This is a genomic window from Rickettsia endosymbiont of Seladonia tumulorum, from assembly GCF_964030815.1.
In the GTDB taxonomy this organism is placed as follows: Bacteria; Pseudomonadota; Alphaproteobacteria; order Rickettsiales; family Rickettsiaceae; genus Rickettsia.
Genome location: NZ_OZ034963.1, coordinates 61490 through 86841 on the forward strand (window position 1 = coordinate 61490; position 25352 = coordinate 86841).

Consider the following 25352-nt stretch of genomic DNA (forward strand, 5'->3'; position numbering starts at 1 on the left):
GCTCGTTTTTCCCGTCATAAGCTACACGACTAAAAGGAGCGTGGCGATCTCATGAAACAGCATATGATTTCTGAGATTGCTTCGTCGGAACTTTCAGTTTCTTCTCGCAATGATGGCTCTCAACCCATGCAACAAAGCCTTCAAGAGATGACAACAAATTAATTTAAATTAAGGTTATTTGTGTTTAGTGGTTTACGAAAGTTTGATAAGGATATATATAATTATAATGCTCCGAATTTTATACCTATAGCATGTCACTATAATGAGCATACTTTGCTTACCAAGGATGGTAAGTTACTACAAATTATTAAAGTCTATGGTATCAGTTCGGAAAAAATTAGTGATAAAATACAAAATTTACGTGAAATAATTAGAGCTTCTGTAAAAAAGCATACAAATAGTTATGATTTTGCTTTTTGGATGCATACAATAAGAGAAAGACAAAATTTAGACGATCCTACTCCGTATAAAAAATTATTACCTGCTAACATCCATGCATTATGGCAGAGAAAAAATCACTGGAATGATAAATTTGTTAATACTTTATATATTTCCATAGTACATGATTCTGCCAAGATTAAAATTAAAAATTTTGGCTCCTTGATAAATTCTTTATCAACTAAATTAATTGTAGACTTTGAAAATAAATATTTAGAATCTGCTGTTCAGAAGCTAGAAAGTCTTGCTAATAATATTTTGAATGACTTAAATGAATTTGATGCAGAAAAGCTTGGTATAACATTTGAAAATGAAAACACATTTTCTGCACCTTTATTTTTATATAACCGAATAGCTAATATTAACGATAGTGATTGTTTAGTACCTATAATAGATTTATCAAGTGCAATAGGTAGAAGTACTTATACGATTAGCGGCGATAAAATGATAGTCACGAATCAGGAGCAAAATAAAAAATTTATTTCCTTGTTATCTATCAAAGAATATCAAGAATCTCCTTCTGAAGCTCTTGACAAGTTCTTACAGCTGCCGCTTGAATTAATAATAACCGAGATATTTTACTTTGTTGATAAAAAAGTAGTGACTGCTGCTTTAAAGGGGCAGGATTATATTTTAAAAATTACTAATGATAATAACTTAATTGAGCATAAAGGGATTAATAAACTTAATGATAATAAATCTTCTTTTGAGTTTTGTAATCAACAGATTTCAATTGCTGTTATAGAAGAAGATGAAGATAAACTTACTGCTTCTGTTGCAAAAGCTGCAAGAGAGCTTTTTAAACTTGGTATTGTTCATGTAAAAGAAGACCTTAATATAGAACAAACATTTTGGGCACAATTACCGGCTAATTTTGCTTTCATACGAAGAATGTCGCCTTTATTGTCAGATCATATAGCATCTCTGGCTGCTCTGCACAACTCACCTTTAGGTAGCCAATATACTTCTTGGGGACGAGCATTAACACTACTTAGAACAGAAAGAGGTACTCCTTATTTCATGAATTTTCATGATAAAACTGGTAGGGGTAATACTTGTATTTTTGGTACAGAAAAAACTGGTAAAACAGTATTATTAAATTTTCTGGTGTCGGAATCAACTAAGTATGATCCAACAATAATTTATATCTCTAATAGCAATGATTCTAAGATTTTTATCGAAGCATTAGAGGGTACATGGTTAGAGGTTGATAAACAAATTATCAATCCATTTTTAGTAGATGATACAGAAAAATCGCAAGCTTTCATTTTAGAATTTTTAAAAATGTTAAGTGGTCATTATATTTCACCGCTTAATGAAGTAGAGCTAACTTTTTTAGAAAAACTCAGAGGTAAAATTTTGTCAATTGATAAGGAAAAGCGAATTTTTTCTGACATCTTAAAATGGGAAGATTTTAAAGAAGAGGGTGGCAGTACAATATTAGATAAATTAAAAGGTTTTACAGAGGGACAATTATATAGCGGTTTATTTGACAAATCAGTTTTTAATATTAATGAAAGCAATATTGTCGGTCTTAATTTATATAAGCTTTCAGATGAACCTTTTGCTAAGCAATTTTATCCAAGTGAAAGAAAATATTTAGAACAATTTAATAATAACTTAAAAAAACATCAAAGTGTTTGTGCTAGTGTAGTTTATGCACTTACTTACCATTTAAGCTTAGTAGGTCCTAAACCTAAAATATTTGCTGCAGATAGTTTTGATAAACTCTATAAACCTGAAATTTATAGTGATAATATAAGCTTAATTTTTAATAATTTATCTGAAAATAATGGTGTCTTTGTAGGTAATTTTAATTTTATTTACCTTAAGGCATATCCGAAATATACTTTAAAAGCATGGCTTGAAATAATTAATACTAAAATTATTTTACCGTCTGATGTAAAAATCGAAGATCTAGATGAGATTTTAGGTTTAACAGACTCAGAAATACGTAAGTTATCGCAATTAATACTTACTAGTAGAATGTTTTTAATTAATAAAGATAATGAATCTATAGCTTTAGAATTAAGTATAGCAGCATTAGTCGGGGTCGTGCGTATTTTATCGAGTAAAAAGGAAGAAATGGCTATCTATAAAGAAGTGCTAGAAAAATACCAAGGACCACCAGATAATTGGATTAATTATCTATACGATGCATTAAACGTAGACTGGTCTACTCGATGAACTTCAAAAATTGGCTACGTCGTTCTATAAGTACTCCGGTACTCACGTATTAAGTATACGTTCCGTTCCTCGTCTTATGAACTTCTTGCTCTTTTTGAAGTTGATCTTCGTATACCAACTTTTCTAATAAGAATTCTTACTAGAAGTATATACGACTATTTAACAACTATTTTATAACAATTACCCAAAGTGTTGAAAAAATATTTATTATTTTTTTTATTTCTATTTTGCTCAATTAATACACATGCCAGTATTTGGGGTGATATAGGTGGTTGTATTACTGATCCTTGTAATTGTGGACAAAGTGAAAGAACAGAAACTTGGAATAAAGGTCCAAATGAAATAACAAAGACATTTAAAACAGGTGCAAATTGTCCTCCTTGGAATAAAAGTGATGGTCGTGGTACTGATAATTGTTTATTACAATTTGATTATCCTGGTAGATTTGTACCTTTTGTATTAAATAGATGTGCTCAAGCGTCACCAGACAGTACCTATTTTACTCCTAAAATAACTATTAGAATTCAAAGTTGTAATGCTGCTGCTTGTTGGTCTCAGAACGCTAATTTAAATTGGGATGGACAATGCGTATTATGGTCAACCGGTTATGGCTTACCGCTAACTAGAGTTTGTGCCAGAATTGCAGTGCCTGCAATGGCACCTCCTCCTGGAATAAATTCTGATCCTTCCCCTGCTGATCCTGGATATACTGCAGGATTTCATCTTAATAAAGTTGGTTTTACCGATAGTGACGATACTATAGTTGGGGTAGACGGACAAATACTTACTATTTCTTCCCCTAAGCTTTGTGCATATAGTGATCCAGGTCTTGTAAATCTTGTTTCAGATTCAGGAGTACATACTGACCTTGTGGACTGGAATCCTAATAGTCAACCCCTACATAAAACTACTAAGTTGAGTCCAATTGCCCAAGTATTAAAATTTTTAGTTACTACACTCGGTGGGGCAAATATACCGAGTTTACTTTCTAAACTTCTTGGTATGATAAGTCAAGATTCAGAAATAATAAAAGTACTACAAACTGTACTTAACGCTATAGGTGACCTATTTAATTTCTTCCCTAATAAGGTAATAATACCAATCATTGAAACTTTTGGGTCTTTAAACGGTTCTGTAGATGATTTTTCTTTCGGTTGTGTACAATTACCTTTAGGTCCTTACCCGCCGCCATTTTGTAAAAGTTTAAACGAGCTTAGCGTTCCTGCGGTCGTTAATAATGTATGTAGTGTTAAAAACCCTGATGGAACTTTTAATCAATCTTCCGTTGTCTTGCCTTGCGTAGTGTCAAATGTTAGAAATAATATTATTAATAATACAGTACGTGTTAGTTTTAATAATCTTATACCGATTTGTACCGGTACCAATCCTGATCTTAATACTTGTGTAGAAATAAAAGGGGTATTTACTTCAGCAAGTAGTGCTCACGTAGCCACTGCTTATACAGATTTTATTAAACCTTGTAGTAGTTCTTCAAATGGTGCTCCTTGCATTAATACAAATATAAAATTACCTTGCGATGTCACTGCTAATGGTTGTAATCAAGGTTTTAGAATAGTATATTCGCAGGTTATGGGTAGCCTTGAAACTCCTAGTGATTATTTTATAAGCGATATACCTGATTGTGGTACTGCAGAAGCAAATAACTCAACTTCTTGTCAAAAAATATGGGGAGCTAATATAGGTCAGTTTGTTGATGTAAGCGTACAATTTCCTTTAGAGCAAAAGCAAGATAAAGATAGTTTAATGCCAATACAGCAAAGCTTTACTTTAAATGATAGTAACAATAAACCTCGAAGCCTTTATGCTTCTATTAGTAATACTAAAACAGATACACAAGATCCAGCAGATATCTGTGTATTTGAATCGAGTAGTTTAGCAGGATGTGTGCCTAGAGTAAGTGATTCATATAGTTTAGCTACTTATGAATGTGAAAAACAATATTCGAGAATTATCTGCCCAAGCAATAGCTATTATACTCCACAATTTGTTGCTTCTATGCAAGTAATAGATGATAAGAGTAATATTATAGATCAAACTAGCACACTTGTAACCCCATTATCATATGCAGCACCTGACCCTAATAACCCTAATGCTACAGAAAGTATAGTAACGCTTGCTGGTTATAATTATAGTTCCTCTGTTGCATTTATCCCTAAAGATCCGCCAAAATATCCGGATGATAAATATATTGCTATGCCATTTTCAGGTCCTAATGCATTAAACCAAATAACAATTCACGGCGTATATAAAGATAATATACCGCCTTATGACAATAATGGTAATCCGAACCCAAATGCAGTCTATTTAAAATATTTGGAATATATAAATGGTAAATATGTACAAGGTGGAACGCATACCTGCTTAATGCCTAAGAATTTCCAGCATTGTAGTCCTGTACCACCACCACCAACACCTGGTAATCCTAATAATAATCAACAAATAAATTGTGTGCTTGCTAAATTAGATCAGTCAAATACTGTAGATTGTAGCGTATTTAAAAGTGAAGTTGCCAATTATGCAAATCTTAGTTTATGTGCAAGTACAAGCGGTTGTTCTCAAGTAAAAACTTTATCAGGTGCAGGAAAAGGTATTACCATTTATAGTTGTGCTAATAATACTAATTGTTATACTAATAATGATAATCCTAATACTCCTGTGTGCGTCTTAACTACAGACTATTTAAATAGGTTAGAACCTAAATCTAATTTAGGCTCTATATTAGATGCTACTCAATATTATAAAGTTACATTTTATCCTAGTGATGATCCTGCAAAACCTAATCAACCAACATATGATGTTAAGGTTTCAGATGTAAGAGATAAAACTTGGCGAGAGTTAAATCTATGTTCGCCTATTTTAGCTCCTGTTTGTTCCGCAATTACGTCTCCTCAAGCTGCTGATGGTAATGCGTTATGGGATGAAACAGATATAGGAGAGTTAAGAGTGGGTAGATGTCCACCTAATTGGGTAGAAATAGATCCATCTTTAGATCCATATCCAAATCTGGAACCAAAAGGAACAAGCCTTAAGCGTTATTGCTTATCAAATTTTGATAAAAAAACTATTGAATTTGAGCCTTTAGGACAAAATATTGGCTGTAGAGAATCAAAAGGTTTACCAGTAGTAATCGGTGATAATAATTTTCCGCCTTCAACAATAAGACCTACTACCCCTTATGATCCTAATACTAAGACGGGTGATTTTTACTTAAATGTACCGCCTATACAAAGTTCATGGAATCCGAATGATATGGCTTTCAATCCGAATGATGGGTCAAAAATAGATGCAACTAATGAGCCAGATCAGACTAAATTATTTACTATAACTTTTAAAGTAACTTTAGATGCAATTATGTCAGATATTGACTATTTTAGAATAGAAAACTTATGGTATGATGATTGCACGCTTGTATATGTTAATGATACAAAAGTTCTTAGTGCACCTATATCATCTGTTGATTCCTTAGATAATAAAAACCAATGTAACAATGGTAATGATCAGGGTAAAGCACTACAGGCTAGTAATTTACCTATTGATATCAAGTCTTATTTAAAACAAGGAGAAAATACTATAAAATTCCAGTTAAGAGTTATGGGTGGTGGTGGATTATATTTCCATATGCAATATAGAATGTTGAGATAAGTTATGAGTTGGGTTATTTTTTACACCATAATTTTTGCTTTACTAGCTCTTGATTTAGGAATTATTCATAGAAAGAACGAAGTAATGAGTTTTAAACAAAGCTTACTCTTTAGCCTTTTCTATTTTACAATATCCTGCTTATTTGGCATTTATATTTATTATAATATGGGAGCAGATAGCACACGTGAATATTATACTTGTTTTCTAATTGAAAAGGCTATGTCGCTTGATAATATCTTTGTTATCTCAATTATCTTCCAATTTTTTAAGATTCCGCAAAAATATCAACATCGTGTTTTATTCTTTGGCATAATTGGCGTAATAGCTTTTAGGGCTGTAATGATTTATGGCGGGATTATGCTTATAAATAAATTCGCCTGGTTATTATATATTTTTGCCGTGATACTTATTGTTACGGGCGTAAAAACTTTTTATGTATCTCATAAAACCTTTGATATACAAAATTCTTATCTTTATAAGTCAATAATAAAATATCTAAATGTTACGTCTAACTTGGAGGGGGATAAATTCTTTGTTACACGTAATAAAAAACTATATATTACTCCTCTTTTTATCTCTTTGGTATTAATAGAGGCAATAGATTTAGTCTTTGCCATAGACAGTATACCCGCTATATTTGCTATTACTAATGATGCCTATATTATTTATACCTCAAATATTTTTGCTATTTTAGGGCTTAGAGCTTTATTCTTCTGTCTTGCAGAAATTGTTGAACGATTCAGCTATATCAAATACTCCTTAGCATTAATTTTAATATTTATTGGAATTAAAATATTTATTCATCATTATATAGCCATTCCGGCTTATATTTCTTTAACTGTTACTATTACTTTATTGCTATTGGGCATATTTGCTTCTGTAATTAGAAAAAATATAGTTGACCGCCAATAGGCTAAAGATATAATATCCTTAAAAATTTTTCCAAGATAAATATAATGATCAAATTACTACAATTATTTACTGTTGCTTTATCCATTTTTATTACTAATGCTGTTTTTGCCGAAGAAAATATAAACGAGCAAACCGGCTTTTATATAGGAGGAGAAGGCGGCGTAGTTGAACCTGTTATTAGTAAATTTCGCCATAAACATTCTAATACCGAAATTATTTTAAAAAGGGCAGGTATGTATAGCGGAAAAATAGGTTATACGATTTATCCGCAAATATCTGTTGAATTCTCGGCAACTTATCAACCTAAATATCGTCTGCATTACGTATTACCACCACAAAATTTAAGCAATGGTTTAACTATACCTAAAACTCCTGGGAATACTAAAGTATTTTCGAACATATATATGTTAAATCTTATTTATGACTTAGAAGAGATGAATGGTATTACTCCTTTCGTAATAATAGGTGGTGGTATAGCTCAGGTAAAAGTTAAGCCTACCTCTTCAAAATGGGATGTTATAAATAGCGATTATTTTAAAGTAAGAAAAACACATAAAAATTGTGTTGCTTGGCAAGCAGGACTCGGAGTTTCAAAATCTCTTTCTTCAAATTTTAGTGTAGATCTAACTGCAAAATTACAAACAGTATATCGGGTGAGAATTAATTATGACACACTTGATATGAAAACAGGACAATTTTTACCCGCAAAACCTATTAAAAAAACTATAGGTGTTGGAGAATTTGGTATAGGATTTACTTATAGATTGCCATTTTAAAGATTCTGTGAAATATTTATATGGTAGCTTTGTCATTGTGAGGAGGTATTGTCGGCGTATATGGATAAATGATTTATGCAACAAAGCTTCGCTCCTCGTAATGACGCTAATTATCGCAACTGTACTAATTAATCTAACTTATAAGGAAAAAATATGTCTTCAAAAGCTAGTAATTCTTCAAATCTTCCTAATGGTCACGATAAAACAACGAAAGAAAAACATAATACGCAACCTGTTATTAATGGGGCAATAAAGCATAATACTTATGACGAAGTGCCGTATGAAAGCTATCCATACTCCTTTACTAATCCTTTTCATTTAAGCACTCTTGCGACTCTTTTCGGTGTAGATGCCCCTAATGTGGAAACCGCAAAAATATTAGAATTAGGTTGTGCTGCTGGTGGTAATTTAATTCCTCATGCTGTTCTTTATCCAAAAGCTCATTTTGTTGGTATTGATTTATCTAAAGTACAAATTGACGAAGCAAATAAAACTGTAAAAGAACTCGGACTGAAAAATATAGAATTTCATCATTGTTCTATCCTTGATATTGATGATTCTTTAAATAAGTTTGATTATATAATTTGTCATGGTGTAATGTCTTGGGTATCAAAAAACGTTAGAGATAAAATTTTTGATGTATGTAATAAAAACCTAAGCAAAAACGGTATAGCATATATCAGTTATAATACTCTACCTGGCTGGAATATGGTTCGTACAGTTAGAGATATGATGCTTTATCATTCTAATTCATTTGCAAATGTACGTGATAAAATAGCTCAATCTAGATTATTATTAGATTTTGTTAAAGATAGCTTAGAGAATTCAAAAACACCTTATGCTGAAGTATTAAAAACCGAAGCTGGATTATTATCGAAACAAACAGATCATTATTTACGTCATGATCATTTAGAAGAAGAAAATGCTCAGTTTTACTTCCATGAATTTATGGATGAAGCTAGAAAGCATAATTTACAATATTTAGCTGATTGTAACCTTTCTACTATGTATTTAGGTAATATGCCACAAAAAGTGGTAGAGCAGTTAAAAGTCGTAAATGATATAGTTAGAACTGAACAATATATGGATTTCATTACAAATCGTCGTTTTAGAGCTACTTTATTATGTCATAGTGATGTAAAAATCAACAGAAATATTAATAACGAAGACATAATGAAATTTAATATGATCTTCAATGTCGTTCCTGAAAAATCGCTTAAAGAAGTTGATCTTAATAATGCTTCTGAAAGCTTAGCATTCTTTTTGAACGGCAATAAAGATAGTAATTTAACAACTGCTTCACCCTACATGAAAGCTATTTTATATACTTTTAGTGAGCATCTTAATAACCCTCTAAGTTTTGAGAAAATAACCGAGGAAGCTAATAAAAAGCTACATGGTACTAAATTAAATGAAATAAAAGCTGAGCTTTTGGAAAACGCAATGAAGTTAGTATTACAAGGTTACATTAATATCACTACTCAGAAACATAGAGAGACACCTGAGCTTGATAAGCCTAAAACTACGAAGCTTGTGATACATCAAGCAAGCCATACTCCTTATATGTGGGTTACAAATTTAAAACATGAGCCAGTAGGGGTTAATTTCTTTGAAAAACTTGCTATTAGATATATGGATGGTAAGCATGATAAGAAAGCTATTATTGACGCAGTGATGGGTCATGTAGTAAAAGGTGAAATAAATTTAAGCAAAGACGGACAAAAGATAGAAGATCAAGAAGTAATACGTAAACAACTCGAGGTCTTATTTATGCCAATGATTGACAAGTTTGCCGCTAACGCTTTATTGGTTTAATATACAACCCGTCATTGCGAGGAGCGTAGCGACGAAGCAATCTCAAGAGTCTTTACGAGATTGCCTCCGTCATCTGCCATGCATATCCTCTCAATGACGAGGAAACACAATATAATAACTCATGCCTATATTTTTTTATTTATTTACAATATTAATCATAATTAGCAGTCTATGCGTTGTTTTGAGCAAAAATTCCGTATACTCAGTATTATGGTTAATTTTTGCCTTTATTAACGGCTCTGGACTTATGATATTGCTTGGTGCAGAATTTTTAGCAATGATGCTAATAGTCATATATGTCGGAGCAGTAGCAGTATTATTTTTATTTGTGATAATGATGCTGGATATGCATTTTAATAAGGCTATAATGCAGCTAAAGGAAAAGCCTATCTTAAGCATTTTTGTATCTTTGATTATGTTTGCTGATTTAGTAGTAATTATTTTACTTGGTACTAAAAATATTCATTTTAGTTCTGATTTATCGTTTGCCATAGCAAGTGATGTATCAAATACTAAAGCAATAGGAAAAATATTATATACTGATTTTATGATACCTTTCCAAATTGCGGGACTTATTTTATTTGTTGCTATGATTGGTTGTATTACGTTAACTCTTAGAAAACGTGACGGAGTAAAGCGGCAAAATATCGCAAAACAACTTTCACATAATAAAGAAAATGCTATATTAATGACAAAACCTTTTATAAACAAAGGAATTGAGAATATCAAATATGAATGAATATATAGGGCTTAACCACTATTTAATTTTGAGCAGTTTAGTTTTTACTATAGGGATGCTTGGATTATTTATGCATCGCAAAAATATTATCAATATATTAATGTCAATTGAACTAATGCTGCTTGCAGTTAATATAAATTTTGTTGCTTTCTCGGTATATATGCAAGAATTATCGGGGCAGATTTTCAGCATCATAATTCTAACTATAGCTGCTGCTGAAACTTCTATTGGTCTTGCAATATTACTAATATATTTCCGTAATAAAGGCTCGATTGAAGTCACAGATATCAATCAGATGAGGGGATAAAGATGTATCAAAGCATTGCTATAATGATTATTGTATTACCTCTTGCTTCCGCTTTAATAAACGGATTATTTGTAAGAAGAATAGATAAAAAACTAGCGTCTATAGTTGCCACATCGTTTTTATCTTTATCAGCATTATTTGCATTAATAATATTTTATCACACAGGGTTAAACGGGCATATAATCCATATAAAATTATTGTCATGGATTGAAATTAGCCAATTTAAGGTAGATTGGTCGATCTATATAGACCAGCTAACAAGCATAATGTTTATAGCTGTTACATGGGTATCTAGCGTTGTGCATATTTATTCTCTTGGTTATATGGCAGAAGATAAGGGAATAGTACGCTTCTTATCGTTCCTATCGCTGTTTACTTTCTTTATGCTAATGCTAGTATCGGCGGATAATTTCTTACAATTATTTTTTGGTTGGGAGGGAGTTGGCGTCTGCTCGTATTTACTAATTGGTTTTTGGTACTCAAAAGAATCGGCAAATAAAGCAGCTATTAAAGCTTTTATAGCAAATAGAGTCGGAGATTTTGCCTTTATTTTAGGCGTAATAACGATTATTTTTTATTGTCATTCAGCAAATTATGAGGATGTATTTTTGCTTGCTCCGAAATTAGCTAATACAAAAATATTACTAGCTAATTTTGAAATTTCTATCCTTAATATTGCCTGCTTATTGTTGTTCATCGGCTGCATGGGAAAATCGGCACAGATAGGCTTACATGTATGGCTTCCTGATGCAATGGAAGGACCTACTCCCGTATCTGCTCTTATTCACGCAGCAACTATGGTAACGGTAGGAGTGTTTTTAGTAGCACGCTGTTCATATTTGTTTGAATACAGCCCTATGGTGCTACAATTCATCACGATCATCGGCGGTATTACTTGCCTTTTTGCTGCAAGCATTGCCATTATGCAAAACGATATTAAAAAAATTATCGCCTATTCAACTTGTAGCCAGCTTGGTTATATGTTTATGGCTTGCGGAGTATCAGCATATAATAGCGGTATATTTCATTTAGTAACGCATGCCTTTTTTAAAGCCTTACTATTTTTATCAGCTGGCAGCGTTATACATGCTGTTCATGAGCAGGATATATTTAAAATGGGTGAGCTGCGAAATAAGATGCCTATAACTTATGGAAATTTTTTAATCGGTTCGCTTGCGTTAATAGGGATCTATCCGCTTGCAGGGTTTTATTCAAAAGATTCGATCTTAGAAGCGGTTTATAGCAGCGGATCATTTATGTTTATATTTGGTATATTAGCTGCAATACTTACCGCTATTTACTCAATGAAAATTATTATGTTGGTATTCCATGGCAAAACTAGACTAGAAAAAGATGTTTTCGAACACGCTCATGAACCGCCTAAAGTAATGAATAATCCCCTTACCTTATTAGTCGCAGGAAGCTTTTTCAGTGGGATGATTGGTTATTATCTGCTTTCAATGGATAAACCGAATGGTTATTTCCATGATAGTTTACTTAATTTACAAGTCTATAAGCTATTAGTTACTCATCCACCTTTGCATATTAAATTATTACCAACGATAGTGGGAATAATAGGGATTGTTATCGGCACTGTCATTCCGTGGGTTGCTAACTCCATCCAGAAAAAAAATAAAAAAGTCTGGATCCCGTGGACAAGCCACGGGATGACAACCATATCTAAAATATTAATCAATAAATACTATTTTGATGAGCTATATAATTTCTTAATAGTAAAACCTATTAACTGCTTGGCTTGTTTATTTTATTCTGGTGATCAAAAAATAATTGATCGTTTTGGTCCTAATGGCTTTGCAAGGAGTGTTAATTGTTTTAGTATTTTAACCGGTAAAACCCAAACTGGATATATTTTTAATTATACTTTATATGTAGTGTTGTTTGTTGTTGTAACAATTAGTTACTTTGTTTGGTTAGTTGCCGTGTAGTGTCATTCCCGCTTAAGGTTTGCCCACGTGGATCATTTTCCCCTGTCATCCCGTGATTTATTCACGGGATCCAGTTAAAAATACTAATAAAAAATGCTATGCATTTTACTGGATTGCTTCGTCGAAACTTTCAGTTTCTTCTCGCAATGACGAAAAACCTAATCCACGCACGCAAGCCTTAAGCGAGAATAACATATGAGCCATTGCCATTGCTAAGAATGACGAAAAACTTATAAAATCTTAAAAAAATGTTAGAATTACCAATCATATCAATTACTATTTTCTTGCCGCTAATAAGTGTGCTATATATTTTGCTATTCATTAGTCAAAGCAAAAAGCCCGACAAACAAATACATACAATGTATGTTGCGGTGCTGAGTAGTGTTTTAACATTCATCTCAACTATATATATATTAATAGAATTTGATTCTTCAAACCCTGCTTATCAATTTGTTGAACGATATAGCTGGCTTGATAAAATTGGGCTTGAATTTCATGTAGGTATTGATGGTATATCAATATTTTTCGTAAGCTTAACTTCCTTTCTTACTCTTATTTGTATTATTGGGAGCTTATTTACTGTTAAAAAATATATCAAAGAATATTTGGTATGTTTTTTATTAATGGAATCCTTTTGTATAGGGGCATTTACCTCAATAAATTTATTATTATTCTACTTATTTTTCGAAGTAATATTAGTACCAATGTATATTATTATCGGAGTATGGGGCGGTGAGAATAGAATATATGCGGCTGTTAAATTCTTCTTATATACTTTCTTTGGTTCGGTATTTTTCTTATTATCGATAATATATATTTATAGTAAGATTCACAGCTTTGATTTAAGCAATATTGGCGAATTTACTAATAATTTCCCTTTGCATGTGCAGCAAATTTTATGGTGGGCTATTTTTATTGCCTTTGCCATCAAAATTCCTATGATTCCGTTTCACACATGGTTACCGGATGCTCACGTACAAGCACCTACTAGCGGCTCGGTTATTCTTGCTGGTATCTTACTAAAACTTGGTGGCTATGGTTTTTTAAGGGTATTACTGCCACTTCTACCTAATGCATCGCAAGAATTTGCGATTTACGTAATTTGGCTTAGTGTTATTGCTATAATATATGCCTCCCTTGTCGCCTTAGCTCAAAAAGATATGAAGAAAATGATTGCCTATTCGTCTATTGCCCATATGGGTTATGTTACTATAGGTATTTTTAGCTTCACTGATAGCGGAGTTAGCGGGGCATTATTCCAAATGTTAAGCCATGGTATAATTTCTTCCTGCTTATTCCTAATAGTCGGCACTTTATATGAAAGGTTACATACTAAAGAGATAGCTAAATATGGTGGTGTTGCAAGTAAAATGCCGGTGCTTGCAACGTTTTTTATGATTGCAATGCTTGGCTCTGTCGGTTTGCCAGGAACTAGCGGATTTATTGGTGAATTTTTAAGCCTGCTTGGAATTTATAAGGCAAGTGTGATGGCAACTTTCCTAGCAGCTCTCGGTATAATTCTTGGTGCTGTTTACATGCTGAAGCTATATAAAGAAGTTATGCTAGGCGAAATTACTAATAAAGAAATCATTAATTTCAGAGATTTATATAGTTACGAAATAATCTCAATTGCCCCTTTAATAGTACTAATTATTTATTTCGGTCTAATGCCAAGTTCTATTTTAAATGTATTTCATTTGTCAGTAGAGAATTTGTTAGTTAAATTTTTCTAGTTGATTATAAAAGATTCAAGTGTTACTCTAATTATAGAACTTAAAATTGAGGTCTATATGAAAAACAGAATAAAAAAAACAGTTAAAGACGTAAATGAGAAGCTAGATGATGCAAGTAGAGCAGTTGGTCAAGAGGTCAATAAAGCAACAGGGATAGATGTAAGCCATGTTGTCAATCCTGAAGCATCGGACCATAAAGAAGCTTTAAGAAATGCTCGTGAAAAATTAGGAATGGGTAACAACCAAGAAAATCAGGATAATACAGAACTTGCTGGGGCTGATGCTGAACTAAACTCATGAAATTAAAATCTGGTATATTATCTACAATTTTCTCTAAATTATTTACAGGAGAAGAAATGGCAAATGAAAAATTGCCATCTTCTGCTGATAATGTAACTGATATAAATGTTGGAAGCCAAGCTTTAGAAACTAAGTTAGATGACAACCCTAATCATGATATAGTATTATTAGAGCTATACTAAAATGCTATCATTTCACCAATTAAAATTTAATATATATCAAAAACAATTATTTGATAATTTAAGTATTACTTTTTTAGATTCTGCTATTACTTATATAAAAGGAGCTAATGGTTGTGGTAAAACTTCGCTATTACGTATGGTAGCGGGCATTATGCAGCCAAGTAACGGTAATATTTTCTATAGAAATCTTAATATTAACAATATTTCTAAACCTTACTGTACTTATATTGGTCATAATTTAGGTCTAAAGCTTGAGATGACTGTTTTTGAAAATCTAAAATTTTGGTCAGAGATTTATAATTCAGTAGAAACTCTAGATGCTGCCATTCATTATTTTAAATTATATGATTTATTAGATGAAAAATGCTATACTTTATCCAGTGGATTGCAGAAAGTTGTAGCTTTAGCAAGGCTTATTGCTTGCCAGTCAGATCTATGGTTGCTTGATGAAGTTGAAACCAATTTAAGTAAAGAAAATAGAGATTTACTAAATAACTTAATTGTCATGAAAGCAAATAGTGGTGGTATTGTACTTCTATCCTCTCACACCGAAAATCATATTAAATCAGCACAAATATTACAACTTACTTGAAGTATTAAATGAAATACTATAAAGTCAAAAAGTTCATAACTTCTTATTTATAGGAGTATACTCGTTTTATTTGAAAAATTGGCGGCGTTACTTTTTGCTTATAATCCTCACGTACTAGTATGTACGCTGCGGTTATAAGCTTCAAAGTGCCTTGCTCTTTTCCAAATAAAACTTCATCTACTAATTATTCATTTATTAGAGGTATATATTATGCAAGTAATAAAAGCTTTAGAACAGGTTTTAGCAGATAGCTATGCCTTATATTTCAAAACACAAAATTATCATTGGAATGTTGAAGGGGCTGAATTTAGAAGCCTGCATTTATTATTCGAAGGGCAATATGAAGATTTGGCAGAAAGTCTAGATGAGTTAGCTGAACGAATAAGAACTTTAGATGCTAAAGTTCCGGCATTATCAAACTTAATAAAACTAGCATCTATAAGTGAGCCAAACCCTAATGCTTCTGCAAATGAAATGCTAAAAAGCCTTGTAAAAGATCAAGATATTATAATAGATACTTTATATAAAGGTTTAAAAATCGCACAAGCAGAAGGTGATGAAGGGACCGCCGATATGATTATTGGACGGATTAAAGTGCACGAGAAAAATAGATGGTTCTTAAAAAGTAGTATAGCCTAATGTCATCCCTATTTCCGTCATTGCGAGCCACTGAAAGTGGCGTGGCAATCTCAGGAATATAGTACTGTTTTATGAGATTGCCACGTCGAGGCTTTGCCTCTCCTCGCAATGACGTTAATGCCTGTGACACCAAGTAACCAAAATAAACCAACCAACAAAATAAGAACAACATGGAACAGTATGATATAGCCGTGATAGGTGGTGGACCTGGCGGATATGTTGCTGCAATTAGAGCAGCACAATTAAAGAAAAAAGTTGTATTAATAGAGAAAGAGCATTTAGGTGGAGTGTGTCTTAATTGGGGATGTATTCCGACAAAATCCCTACTTAAATCTGCTGAAGTGTTTGAGTATATAAAACATGCTAAAGATTATGGCGTTGATGCAGGTTCTGCTAAAATTGATATTAATAAGATCGTTGAGCGTTCTAGAGAAATCTCAAATAAGTTAGCTGGCGGCGTTAAGATGCTACTTAAGAAAAATAAAGTTACTGTTATAGATGGAGTAGCAAAGCTTGAAGCAAATAAGGTAATAAATATTAATGATAACCTTAAAATAAAAGTAGATAATATTATTATCGCTACCGGAGCAAGAGCTAGAGTTTTAAAAGGATTCGAGCCAGATGGTAAACAAATTTGGACTTCAAAGGAAGCTATGATACCGCAGCATGTGCCAAAATCTATGATTATTGTAGGTTCAGGTGCAATTGGTATAGAATTCGCCTCATTTTATAATGCTATCGGGGTGGATGTTACAGTAATTGAAGCACATAGCAAAATATTACCGGTGGAAGATATAGAGATTTCAAACCTTGCCCATAAAAGCTTTGAGAAAAAAGGTATAAAAATTATTACAAATGCTAAGCTGATTAAGCAAACAAAATCGAAAGATGGTTTAGAAGTCGAGCTAGAGATAGCTGGTAAAACACAAAAATTACAAGCTGAAATTCTGCTTATGGCAGTAGGTATTGTAGCAAATACTGAAAATCTAGGGCTAGAGAAGACAAAAGTTAAAGTAGAAAATGGTTATATAGTTGCTAATGGCTTGATGCAAACAGCAGAATCAGGGATTTACGCAATAGGTGACGTAGCAGGTGCACCTTGTTTAGCACATAAAGCAAGCCATGAGGGAATTATTGCAGCGGAAAACATTGCAGGCTTAAAGCCTCATGCTATCAATAAGCACAATATCCCTGGCTGCACTTATTCTTCACCGCAAATAGCAAGTGTCGGTTTGACGGAAGAAGCTGCAAAAGCCTTAGGCTATGAACTAAAAATCGGTAGGTTTCCTTTTATGGCGAATGGTAAAGCCCTAGTTGGCGGTGACGCTGAAGGGTTGATCAAAACTATATTTGATGCTAAGACCGGTGAGTTACTTGGGGCACATATGATAGGCTCAGAAGTTACTGAATTAATACAAGGATATGTAGTTTCAAAGAATTTAGAGGGAACAGAGCTAGATTTAATTAATACCATATTCCCGCATCCGACTTTATCGGAAATGATGCACGAATCGGTGCTAGCTGCTTACGATAGGGCAATACATATTTAATTATGCTTTATGATAATATTACCTTTACTAAGTATTTTTGGGCTAGCGGGATTTTTTGCTAATATATTTAAAACGAGATTTACGTTTTTTTTGCCTATAGTAACTACTATATTGGTAGCAATCTTAACTTTATGCTCTGTAACGGGAATATTATATTATGCCACTTGCTTAATAACTATTATAGGTATAGTAGCTCTTATATATGATTTATATAAATTTGCTGAATTAAGATCAAACATTCTTCAGTATAAAATAGAGCTTTGCGTTTTAACGGCTATTACTTTTAGTTATTATCTCTTTTTGCATACTACTTATCTAAATATATGGGATGATTTGGCTTTTTGGGCAGTATACACTAAAGAATTGATAAGCTATAACGATATATTCCCACAAAATAGTTTAACCTCTATTTTACCTTCACATATACATTATCCACGGGGTCCAAGTATATTTCATTATTTTATGTTATACTTCCCCGGCTATTCCGAAAATGATTTATTGTTAAGTCATTTTATTTTACAGATGCTATTCTTAGCACCATTAATGGCAAATAAATATTTTGTACAAACTATTTTATTAGTATCACTAGTTTTACTCTTTCCTGTTCAAGAAAGTTTTGTACTGCGAGCAATTTATAATGATGGTTTAATAGCATTTATTTTTTCGTCAGTATTAGTTATTTTCATATTGGAAGATAATAAATATAAAGCATTATTAATGGTAATGCCTATTTTATTATTTATGCCGTTATTTAGAGAAGTAGGTTTATGGTTGTCGTGGTTTGCTTCTATAATGATTTTTTGTAATTTGTTAGTAGATGATAATGAAAAATTAAAGTCCTTGAGTGTAAAAATTGGGGTATTAATAATATTATTAATTTTACCATTTTTAACAAATTATCTTTGGTTTATGTATGTTGAATCTCACGTAGCTCTAGGAAGAGAGCCGCATTCTCTAGATCAATTTGTAAAATAGTTTCTTCATTATTTAATAAGGAAGCAAAAACTATTAATATAATATCCTCTTATGTTAATATTGTCTTTAAAGCATTAGGAAAAAAATCATTTTTATGTATTTATGGTATTTTGTTGTTTACTGGAATTAGCATACATAAATATAAACCTCAATATTTAAAAAGTTTCTTAATTTTAGTAATTACTGCCATTTTATGCTTTATTGTATTTTTATTTTTAGCTTGGAGACTATATTTATATATAGTAATGGCAAATACGATATACTCCACACCTAGTGGAATTGATTTAGGTTGTGTTAAAAGATATGCAAGTAGCTATGGGGTAATTTTTATGGCGATCAGCTGTGCTTATCTTAAAAAAACGTTATTTTATAAAGAGCTAAGTGCATTTAGTAGACATAAAATAACAAAAATTTTAATTACTGCTGTGGTAATAATTTTTACAGTATATGTAGTAAGTTCTTTATTAGTACTTTTGTGGAAGATGCCTAAGCTAAGTGCTCAATCTGAGAATCAATTATCATTAAAATCTCAAACTCCGATTGTTTATGAGTTATTATCAAAAGATTTTCAAGTTGATTTTGACTTTGATAATAATTATTCTACAACAGAGAAGACTTTTATATGTTATAAGTTAGCATATTTTCTTACTCCTTATTTCAATAATGAAATGCGTTCAAAATGTGTTAGCCAGCCTAAGCCGGATGCGAATTACGTAAGTGAGGTTAAGAAGAACCAAATAGAATCTAATATAGATATACAAGAGCTTTTAGAAAATTCTAAAAAATATCAATGTAATATAAAATATTATCCGATATATAATAATATAAATATAAAATGTGCAAAGTATTAAGCTATGAATAAAGATATTTTAACTCAGAATTATGCAGCTGCGTTATTTGATAATGCTAAATCTGATAATACTCAAGATAAGATACTTGAAGAAATTAATCTAGTGACTAGCATTATTGAAGATAATATAGAGGTTAAAGAGCTGTTATCTTCCCCTATAGTAAATAAAGTTGATAAAATTGGCGTGATTAATTCGCTAGTAAAAAATATTAAAATCAGCAAAATAATGCAAAATTTCTTATTATTATTGATAAAAAATTCCCGTACTTCTATCTTAGCAGATATAGCAAACACATATAGTAAATTATTATATGAAAGCAAGAATATTAAAATAGTGCAAGTAATTTCTGCAAGTAAATTGCAGCCAAAAGAACAAGAATGGGTTAAATCGAATATAGAACAAGAGTTAAAGCAAGAAGTAAAAATAAATTTTGAAATAGACTCTACCATTATGGGAGGAATCGTAATTAAATATGATAGTATATTGCAAGATTGTTCGATAAAAGGTAGTTTAGATAAGATAGCTAGGACCTTGAAAAAAGTTAAGATCGCTGCATGAATAAAAAACGTCATTGCGAGGAGATGCAACGCATCGACGTGGCAATCTCATGAAACAGTATCTGACTCCTGAGATTGCTTCGTCGAAACTTTCAGTTTCTTCTCGCAATGACGTGAATAATTAAAAAAACTTAAACCATATGAAATTAAAACCTATTGAAGTAGCTGACATATTACAAAAAGAGATAGCAAATATCAATTGTTTAAGCGAGCTTGAAGAAGTAGGGCAAGTAATAAATGTTGGTGATGGTATAGCAAAAATTTATGGTCTTGCAAATGTGCAATCCGGTGAAGTAGTGGAATTTGAATCAGGTGTTAAAGGACTGGTTTTAAATTTAGAGAATGATAGCGTTGGTGCTGTGATTATGGGTGAGGATAATCAGGTACAGCAAGGTGATAAAGTAAAAAGAACCAAAGAGGTGCTAGAAGTACCAGTAGGAACTGCTTTGCTTGGTCGTGTCGTTGATGCACTTGGTAACCCTATTGATGGTAAAGGTGATATTAAGAGCAAAGAATATCGCCATATTGAAATGAAAGCTCCTGGTATAATCGATAGAACAAGCGTTAGTGAGCCTGTACAAACCGGTATAAAGGCTATTGATTCATTAATTCCGATAGGAAGAGGACAAAGAGAATTAATAATAGGTGATAGACAAACTGGAAAAACAGCAATAGCTATCGATACTATTATTAACCAAAAGCAAGCTCATTCACTAAAAAATGAGAAAGATAAAATTTATTGTATTTATGTAGCAATAGGGCAAAAAAGATCAAGCGTTGCCCAGATAGTAAAAAAACTAGAAGATGCTGGGGCAATGGATTATACAATCATTGTTTCGGCTACTGCTTCGGAAGCTGCTGCATTACAATTTGTTGCTCCTTATGCTGCTTGTAGTATGGGTGAGTATTTCCGTGATAACGGCAAGCATGCACTTATTATTTATGATGATTTAAGTAAACATGCTGTCGCATACCGACAAATATCATTATTACTTAGAAGACCGCCCGGACGTGAAGCATATCCTGGTGACGTATTTTACTTGCATTCAAGATTACTTGAGCGTGCTGCTAAAATGTCTGAGGAGAAAGGCGGCGGTTCACTTACGGCACTTCCTATAATCGAAACCCAAGCAGGTGACGTATCTGCTTATATTCCAACAAACGTTATTTCTATTACTGACGGTCAAATTTTCTTAGAAAGCGAGCTGTTTTATAAAGGTATAAGACCGGCTGTTAATGTCGGGATTTCGGTAAGCCGTGTTGGTTCTGCTGCACAAATAAAAGCTATGAAGCAGGTTGCAGGCTTGATAAAGCTTGAATTAGCCCAGTTTAGAGAACTTGAGTCTTTTTCACAATTTGGTTCAGATTTAGATTCTGCCACTAAAACACAAATCGAACATGGTAAGAGACTCGTTGAGATATTAAAACAAGCACAATGTCATCCTTTTTCAGTCGAAGAGCAGATAATAAGTATTTATGCTGGAACTAAAAAATATTTAATTAATATACCTATAGAAAGAATTAAGGAATTTGAAGAAAAAATGCTTAGTGAGATAAAGCAGAATCAAAAAGATATTTTAGAGTCAATAAAAAGTGAAAAGCGTATCACTGAAGAAAATGAACAGAAATTAAAAACATTTTTAGAGAATTTCGTTAAGGACTTTGTCAAGGTAGATTAGAGTTGTTGTTTTTGTGTAGGGGAAAAATCGTCATTGCGAGGAGCATAGCGACGTGGCAATCTTAGGAATTTTATACTACTTCATGAGATTGCTTCGTCGAAACTTACAGCTTCTCCTCACAATGACATAAAAATATTAAAATATTTATGTCAAATTTAAAACAGCTAAGAACTAGAATAAAAAGCGTTAAATCTACGCAGAAGATTACTAAGGCAATGCAATTAGTTTCAGCTTCTAAATTGACAAAAATAAAAAATCAAATAGCTCATTCAAATTTTTATGTTGAAGCTATTAGTAAAATGATGTCTACTGTATTATCCGCTGATATTTATGACTTTCCTATAGAAGCACAAAAATTTTTCAATACAGAGACCAATAAAGCAAATTTGCTAATAGTTATGACGTCTGAGCGTGGTTTGTGCGGAACGTTTAATTATATGATAATTAAACAAGTAAAAAGTGATATTGAAAACTTAAAAAGTAAAGGCGAAAAAATCAAGCTTATTATTATCGGGAAAAAAGGTTATGAGGCATTAAAAAAGTCTTATGAAAGTTATATTGATAGTTATTTTGACTTGCCAAAAAACCATGATGAAAATCTAATGTTGCAAATAAAGCAAAAGATTATGGCATTAGTAACAAGTTTAGAAGTAAGTAATTGTACTATTTATTTCAATAAATTTAAAAATGCTATGACTCAAATAATGACGAAGCAGCAAATCTTACCAATAGAGAAATATCATGATGATTCAAAGATAGAGGGAGCTAACGATATTTATGAGTATGAGGGAGAAAATCTAATTTCCAATTTGATTAATTTATATGTTAATTCACAAATAAATTATGCACTGCTACAAAATAGAGCAAGTGAAGAAGGCTCAAGAATGACTGCTATGGAAAATGCTACAAATAACGCTCATGATATAATTAATAAATTGGTATTAAAGTTAAATAGGTCAAGACAAGCAATTATTACTACGGAATTGATAGAGATAATAGCGGGTTCCGAAGCGGTTTGACTAACTGTCACCGTCATTGCGAGCGACTGTAAGGAGCGTGGCAATCTCATGAAGTAGTATATAAAATTCCTGAGATTGCCTCCGCCCTCTGCTATGCATATCCTCGCAATGACAAAATAACAACATTATCTTAACAAAAGAAAAAATAATGAAAAAAAATATCGGGAAAATTACTCAAATTATTTCAGCGGTAGTTGACGTAAAATTTACCAATAAAGGTAAATTACCGCCGATTTTAAATGTCCTTGAGTGCTATAACGATAAGCAAAGAATAGTACTAGAGATAGCTCAGCATATAGGTGATGATACAGTGCGTTGTATCGCTATGGACTCCACGGAGGGGTTAGTGCGAGGTATGGAAGTAGTAGACACTGGTAGCCCAATTAGTATTCCGGTAGGAATCGAAACGTTAGGACGAATTATGAATGTCGTAGGCGAACCGATTGACGGCAAAGGAAAGATTAAAGGCTCAAGCATTTCGTCTATATATAAATCTGCACCAAGCTTTACTCAGCAATCAACTGATCGTAATATATTAGTAACTGGCATTAAAGTTGTTGATTTACTTGCCCCTTATACTAAAGGCGGTAAGATAGGGCTTTTTGGTGGTGCGGGGGTTGGTAAAACCGTGCTTATAATGGAACTGATTAATAATGTTGCGAAAGCACACGGTGGCTATACCGTATTTGCTGGAGTTGGTGAGAGAACTAGAGAGGGTAACGATCTTTATCATGAAATGATTGATTCAGGAGTTATTAATCTTGAAGAGCCAGAAAAATCAAAAGTAGCTTTAGTTTATGGGCAAATGAACGAACCACCAGGTGCAAGAGCAAGGGTTGCATTAACGGGGCTTACTGTTGCGGAGAGTTTTAGAGATATGAACGAGGGGCAAGATGTTCTGTTTTTCGTCGATAATATATTCCGTTTTACGCAAGCAGGTTCAGAGGTATCAGCATTACTTGGCAGAATTCCGTCAGCAGTAGGTTATCAGCCGACTCTTGCAACCGATATGGGTGAATTACAAGAGCGTATCACCTCGACTAAGAACGGCTCAATAACCTCCGTGCAAGCTATATACGTACCGGCAGACGACTTAACCGATCCTGCTCCGGCAACGTCTTTCGCACATTTAGATGCCACAACAGTACTTAGCCGTCAGATAGCAGAGCTTGGAATTTATCCGGCAGTTGACCCTCTAGATAGTACTTCGCAGGTGCTTGATCCGATGATTGTTGGGGAAGAGCATTATAATGTAGCAAGAAAGGTGCAGCAAATATTGCAAACTTATAAATCTCTACAAGATATTATCGCTATCCTAGGTATGGATGAGTTATCTGAAGAAGATAAACTAACAGTATCACGTGCAAGAAAAATACAGCGTTTCTTGTCGCAACCTTTCCATGTAGCTGAAGTATTTACTGGAGCTGAGGGGAAGTTTGTTAATTTAGCCGATACTATAGCAGGCTTTAAAGGACTCACAGAAGGTAAATATGATGATTTACCGGAAGCAGCTTTTTATATGGTTGGGACTATAGAGGAAGCAGTGGAGAAGGCTAAGATACTAAAATAAATTGTTATCCCACGTGGACCTCAAAGTATTTTCGGTGTCATCCCGTGGCGGCATTGCCAGCGTGGATCGAAAAACGCCCTAAGGTAGTCATCCCGTGGCTTGACCACGGGATCCAGAAAATAATAAAAATACTAATTTTATTAGTATTTTTAACTGGCTCTAGTTCATAAATCACGGGATGACATGGGGAGAATGATCCACGCAATAATTCCTCTACGGGATGACAGGAAACAAAGTTCAGTCATAATGACGAAAAATTATATTATCATATGAGCGAAACAATTAACGTTAAAATTATTACGCCTTTAAATATCGTTTTTGAAGAGCAGGCTAAAATGGTAACGCTTCCAGGTGAAGAGGGTGAGTTTGGTGTATTGCAGGGTCATGCTCCGATGATTGTTAGCTTAAAAGCTGGATTAGTACAAGTTTACATAGATGATATGCACAAGCCGAAAATTACTTATCTTATTGCTAATGGTGTAACTGCTGAAGTAACAGGAAGTTATATTAACATAGCTACAGAAACGGCTATTAACGTTACCGGTTTAAGTGAAGCGGAAATAGAAAATAAACTCACTGCTCTTCAAAAATCTATATAAATATCTCCCACATCGGCATTAATTTGTTTTAAAAATCTACGTTTTGGGGTAAGGTTAAGTATAAGCTGTCATCTAGCTAACTTGATCGCGGGATCTTAGAATACAGTCTGTGACACAAGACCCCGCAGGTACAAGCCACGAGGGGCGTTGTTGCGTAGATCGGTTTTACCCTTTCATTGCAAGGAAATTACAAAGTAATTGACGAAGCAATCCAGTTAAAAAATGCTAATTTATAGCATTTTTTATTATTTTCTCTGGATTGCCACGCTCATTTCATTCGCTCGCAATGACAACTCTCGATCTACGCAACAATGCCTCCACAG

General features: G+C 32.9%; 21 protein-coding genes. All 21 read left to right on the forward strand.

Annotated elements, in window-relative coordinates:
• Positions 1-180 precede the first annotated feature (180 nt).
• On the forward strand, positions 181-2625 hold the full coding sequence (locus tag AAHF54_RS00325; protein ID WP_342170028.1) for a VirB4 family type IV secretion/conjugal transfer ATPase: 2445 nt from the start codon (positions 181-183) through the stop codon (positions 2623-2625).
• A 189-nt stretch (positions 2626-2814) separates the two neighbouring features.
• Positions 2815-6288, forward strand: coding sequence for a hypothetical protein (locus tag AAHF54_RS00330; protein WP_342170029.1), 3474 nt, complete (start codon positions 2815-2817; stop codon positions 6286-6288).
• 3 nt (positions 6289-6291) lie between these two features.
• On the forward strand, positions 6292-7200 hold the full coding sequence (locus AAHF54_RS00335) for a TerC/Alx family metal homeostasis membrane protein (RefSeq protein ID WP_341788658.1): 909 nt from the start codon (positions 6292-6294) through the stop codon (positions 7198-7200).
• A 44-nt stretch (positions 7201-7244) separates the two neighbouring features.
• On the forward strand, positions 7245-7976 hold the full coding sequence (locus AAHF54_RS00340) for an outer membrane beta-barrel protein (RefSeq protein WP_341788659.1): 732 nt from the start codon (positions 7245-7247) through the stop codon (positions 7974-7976).
• Between the two features lie 153 nt (positions 7977-8129).
• On the forward strand, positions 8130-9791 hold the full coding sequence (locus AAHF54_RS00345) for a class I SAM-dependent methyltransferase (protein WP_342170030.1): 1662 nt from the start codon (positions 8130-8132) through the stop codon (positions 9789-9791).
• Between the two features lie 121 nt (positions 9792-9912).
• A complete protein-coding gene (locus AAHF54_RS00350; protein WP_341788661.1) occupies positions 9913-10530 on the forward strand; it encodes an NADH-quinone oxidoreductase subunit J in 618 nt (205 codons plus the stop codon).
• Entirely contained in the window at positions 10523-10837 is a 315-nt protein-coding gene (gene nuoK / locus AAHF54_RS00355) for an NADH-quinone oxidoreductase subunit NuoK (RefSeq protein ID WP_016948103.1), read from the forward strand. The genes AAHF54_RS00350 and nuoK overlap by 8 nt, the downstream gene beginning before the upstream one ends.
• A gap of 2 nt (positions 10838-10839) precedes the next feature.
• Positions 10840-12783: an NADH-quinone oxidoreductase subunit L gene (gene nuoL / locus AAHF54_RS00360; RefSeq protein WP_342170031.1), complete on the forward strand. Its 1944-nt coding sequence runs from the start codon at positions 10840-10842 to the stop codon at positions 12781-12783.
• 248 nt (positions 12784-13031) lie between these two features.
• Complete coding sequence (locus AAHF54_RS00365; protein ID WP_341788663.1) at positions 13032-14516, forward strand: NADH-quinone oxidoreductase subunit M; 1485 nt, start codon at positions 13032-13034, stop codon at positions 14514-14516.
• Positions 14517-14573: 57 nt separating this feature from the next.
• The gene (locus tag AAHF54_RS00370) at positions 14574-14816 is read left to right on the forward strand and encodes a hypothetical protein (RefSeq protein WP_341788664.1); all 243 of its coding nucleotides are present in this window, start codon (positions 14574-14576) and stop codon (positions 14814-14816) included.
• Positions 14813-14998, forward strand: coding sequence for a hypothetical protein (locus tag AAHF54_RS00375; RefSeq protein ID WP_341794758.1), 186 nt, complete (start codon positions 14813-14815; stop codon positions 14996-14998). The genes AAHF54_RS00370 and AAHF54_RS00375 overlap by 4 nt, the downstream gene beginning before the upstream one ends.
• A 1-nt stretch (position 14999) precedes the next feature.
• Positions 15000-15590 carry a heme ABC exporter ATP-binding protein CcmA gene (ccmA, locus tag AAHF54_RS00380; protein ID WP_341788666.1) on the forward strand — a complete coding sequence of 197 codons (591 nt, stop codon included), beginning with the start codon at positions 15000-15002 and terminating at the stop codon, positions 15588-15590.
• Between the two features lie 210 nt (positions 15591-15800).
• Complete coding sequence (locus tag AAHF54_RS00385) at positions 15801-16229, forward strand: Dps family protein (protein WP_341788667.1); 429 nt, start codon at positions 15801-15803, stop codon at positions 16227-16229.
• Positions 16230-16399: 170 nt separating this feature from the next.
• A complete protein-coding gene (lpdA, locus tag AAHF54_RS00390; protein ID WP_342170032.1) occupies positions 16400-17779 on the forward strand; it encodes a dihydrolipoyl dehydrogenase in 1380 nt (459 codons plus the stop codon).
• A gap of 9 nt (positions 17780-17788) precedes the next feature.
• Positions 17789-18754 carry a hypothetical protein gene (locus AAHF54_RS00395; protein WP_342170033.1) on the forward strand — a complete coding sequence of 322 codons (966 nt, stop codon included), beginning with the start codon at positions 17789-17791 and terminating at the stop codon, positions 18752-18754.
• A 245-nt stretch (positions 18755-18999) separates the two neighbouring features.
• Entirely contained in the window at positions 19000-19605 is a 606-nt protein-coding gene (locus AAHF54_RS00400; protein ID WP_341788670.1) for a hypothetical protein, read from the forward strand.
• A gap of 3 nt (positions 19606-19608) precedes the next feature.
• Complete coding sequence (atpH, locus tag AAHF54_RS00405) at positions 19609-20163, forward strand: ATP synthase F1 subunit delta (protein ID WP_341788671.1); 555 nt, start codon at positions 19609-19611, stop codon at positions 20161-20163.
• Between the two features lie 139 nt (positions 20164-20302).
• Positions 20303-21841 (forward strand): F0F1 ATP synthase subunit alpha, encoded by a 1539-nt coding sequence (gene atpA / locus AAHF54_RS00410; protein WP_342170034.1) that lies wholly within the window; start codon positions 20303-20305, stop codon positions 21839-21841.
• A gap of 146 nt (positions 21842-21987) precedes the next feature.
• Positions 21988-22860, forward strand: a complete 873-nt coding sequence (gene atpG, locus AAHF54_RS00415; protein ID WP_341788673.1) for an ATP synthase F1 subunit gamma — start codon at positions 21988-21990, stop codon at positions 22858-22860.
• 148 nt (positions 22861-23008) lie between these two features.
• Positions 23009-24430, forward strand: a complete 1422-nt coding sequence (gene atpD, locus AAHF54_RS00420) for a F0F1 ATP synthase subunit beta (protein ID WP_342170035.1) — start codon at positions 23009-23011, stop codon at positions 24428-24430.
• 269 nt (positions 24431-24699) lie between these two features.
• On the forward strand, positions 24700-25029 hold the full coding sequence (locus tag AAHF54_RS00425; protein WP_341788675.1) for a F0F1 ATP synthase subunit epsilon: 330 nt from the start codon (positions 24700-24702) through the stop codon (positions 25027-25029).
• The last annotated feature ends 323 nt before the right edge of the window (positions 25030-25352 follow it).

Bases quoted from the DNA above. Each gene is read 5' to 3' on its own strand.
- AAHF54_RS00335 (WP_341788658.1), top strand. From the start codon at position 6,292: ATGAGTTGGGTTATTTTTTACACCATAATTTTTGCTTTACTAGCTCTT.
- AAHF54_RS00340 (WP_341788659.1), top strand. From the start codon at position 7,245: ATGATCAAATTACTACAATTATTTACTGTTGCTTTATCCATTTTTATT.
- AAHF54_RS00345 (WP_342170030.1), top strand. From the start codon at position 8,130: ATGTCTTCAAAAGCTAGTAATTCTTCAAATCTTCCTAATGGTCACGAT.
- AAHF54_RS00350 (WP_341788661.1), top strand. From the start codon at position 9,913: ATGCCTATATTTTTTTATTTATTTACAATATTAATCATAATTAGCAGT.
- nuoK (WP_016948103.1), top strand. From the start codon at position 10,523: ATGAATGAATATATAGGGCTTAACCACTATTTAATTTTGAGCAGTTTA.
- nuoL (WP_342170031.1), top strand. From the start codon at position 10,840: ATGTATCAAAGCATTGCTATAATGATTATTGTATTACCTCTTGCTTCC.
- AAHF54_RS00365 (WP_341788663.1), top strand. From the start codon at position 13,032: ATGTTAGAATTACCAATCATATCAATTACTATTTTCTTGCCGCTAATA.
- AAHF54_RS00370 (WP_341788664.1), top strand. From the start codon at position 14,574: ATGAAAAACAGAATAAAAAAAACAGTTAAAGACGTAAATGAGAAGCTA.
- AAHF54_RS00375 (WP_341794758.1), top strand. From the start codon at position 14,813: ATGAAATTAAAATCTGGTATATTATCTACAATTTTCTCTAAATTATTT.
- ccmA (WP_341788666.1), top strand. From the start codon at position 15,000: ATGCTATCATTTCACCAATTAAAATTTAATATATATCAAAAACAATTA.
- AAHF54_RS00385 (WP_341788667.1), top strand. From the start codon at position 15,801: ATGCAAGTAATAAAAGCTTTAGAACAGGTTTTAGCAGATAGCTATGCC.
- lpdA (WP_342170032.1), top strand. From the start codon at position 16,400: ATGGAACAGTATGATATAGCCGTGATAGGTGGTGGACCTGGCGGATAT.
- AAHF54_RS00395 (WP_342170033.1), top strand. From the start codon at position 17,789: ATGATAATATTACCTTTACTAAGTATTTTTGGGCTAGCGGGATTTTTT.
- AAHF54_RS00400 (WP_341788670.1), top strand. From the start codon at position 19,000: ATGGCAAATACGATATACTCCACACCTAGTGGAATTGATTTAGGTTGT.
- atpH (WP_341788671.1), top strand. From the start codon at position 19,609: ATGAATAAAGATATTTTAACTCAGAATTATGCAGCTGCGTTATTTGAT.
- atpA (WP_342170034.1), top strand. From the start codon at position 20,303: ATGAAATTAAAACCTATTGAAGTAGCTGACATATTACAAAAAGAGATA.
- atpG (WP_341788673.1), top strand. From the start codon at position 21,988: ATGTCAAATTTAAAACAGCTAAGAACTAGAATAAAAAGCGTTAAATCT.
- atpD (WP_342170035.1), top strand. From the start codon at position 23,009: ATGAAAAAAAATATCGGGAAAATTACTCAAATTATTTCAGCGGTAGTT.
- AAHF54_RS00425 (WP_341788675.1), top strand. From the start codon at position 24,700: ATGAGCGAAACAATTAACGTTAAAATTATTACGCCTTTAAATATCGTT.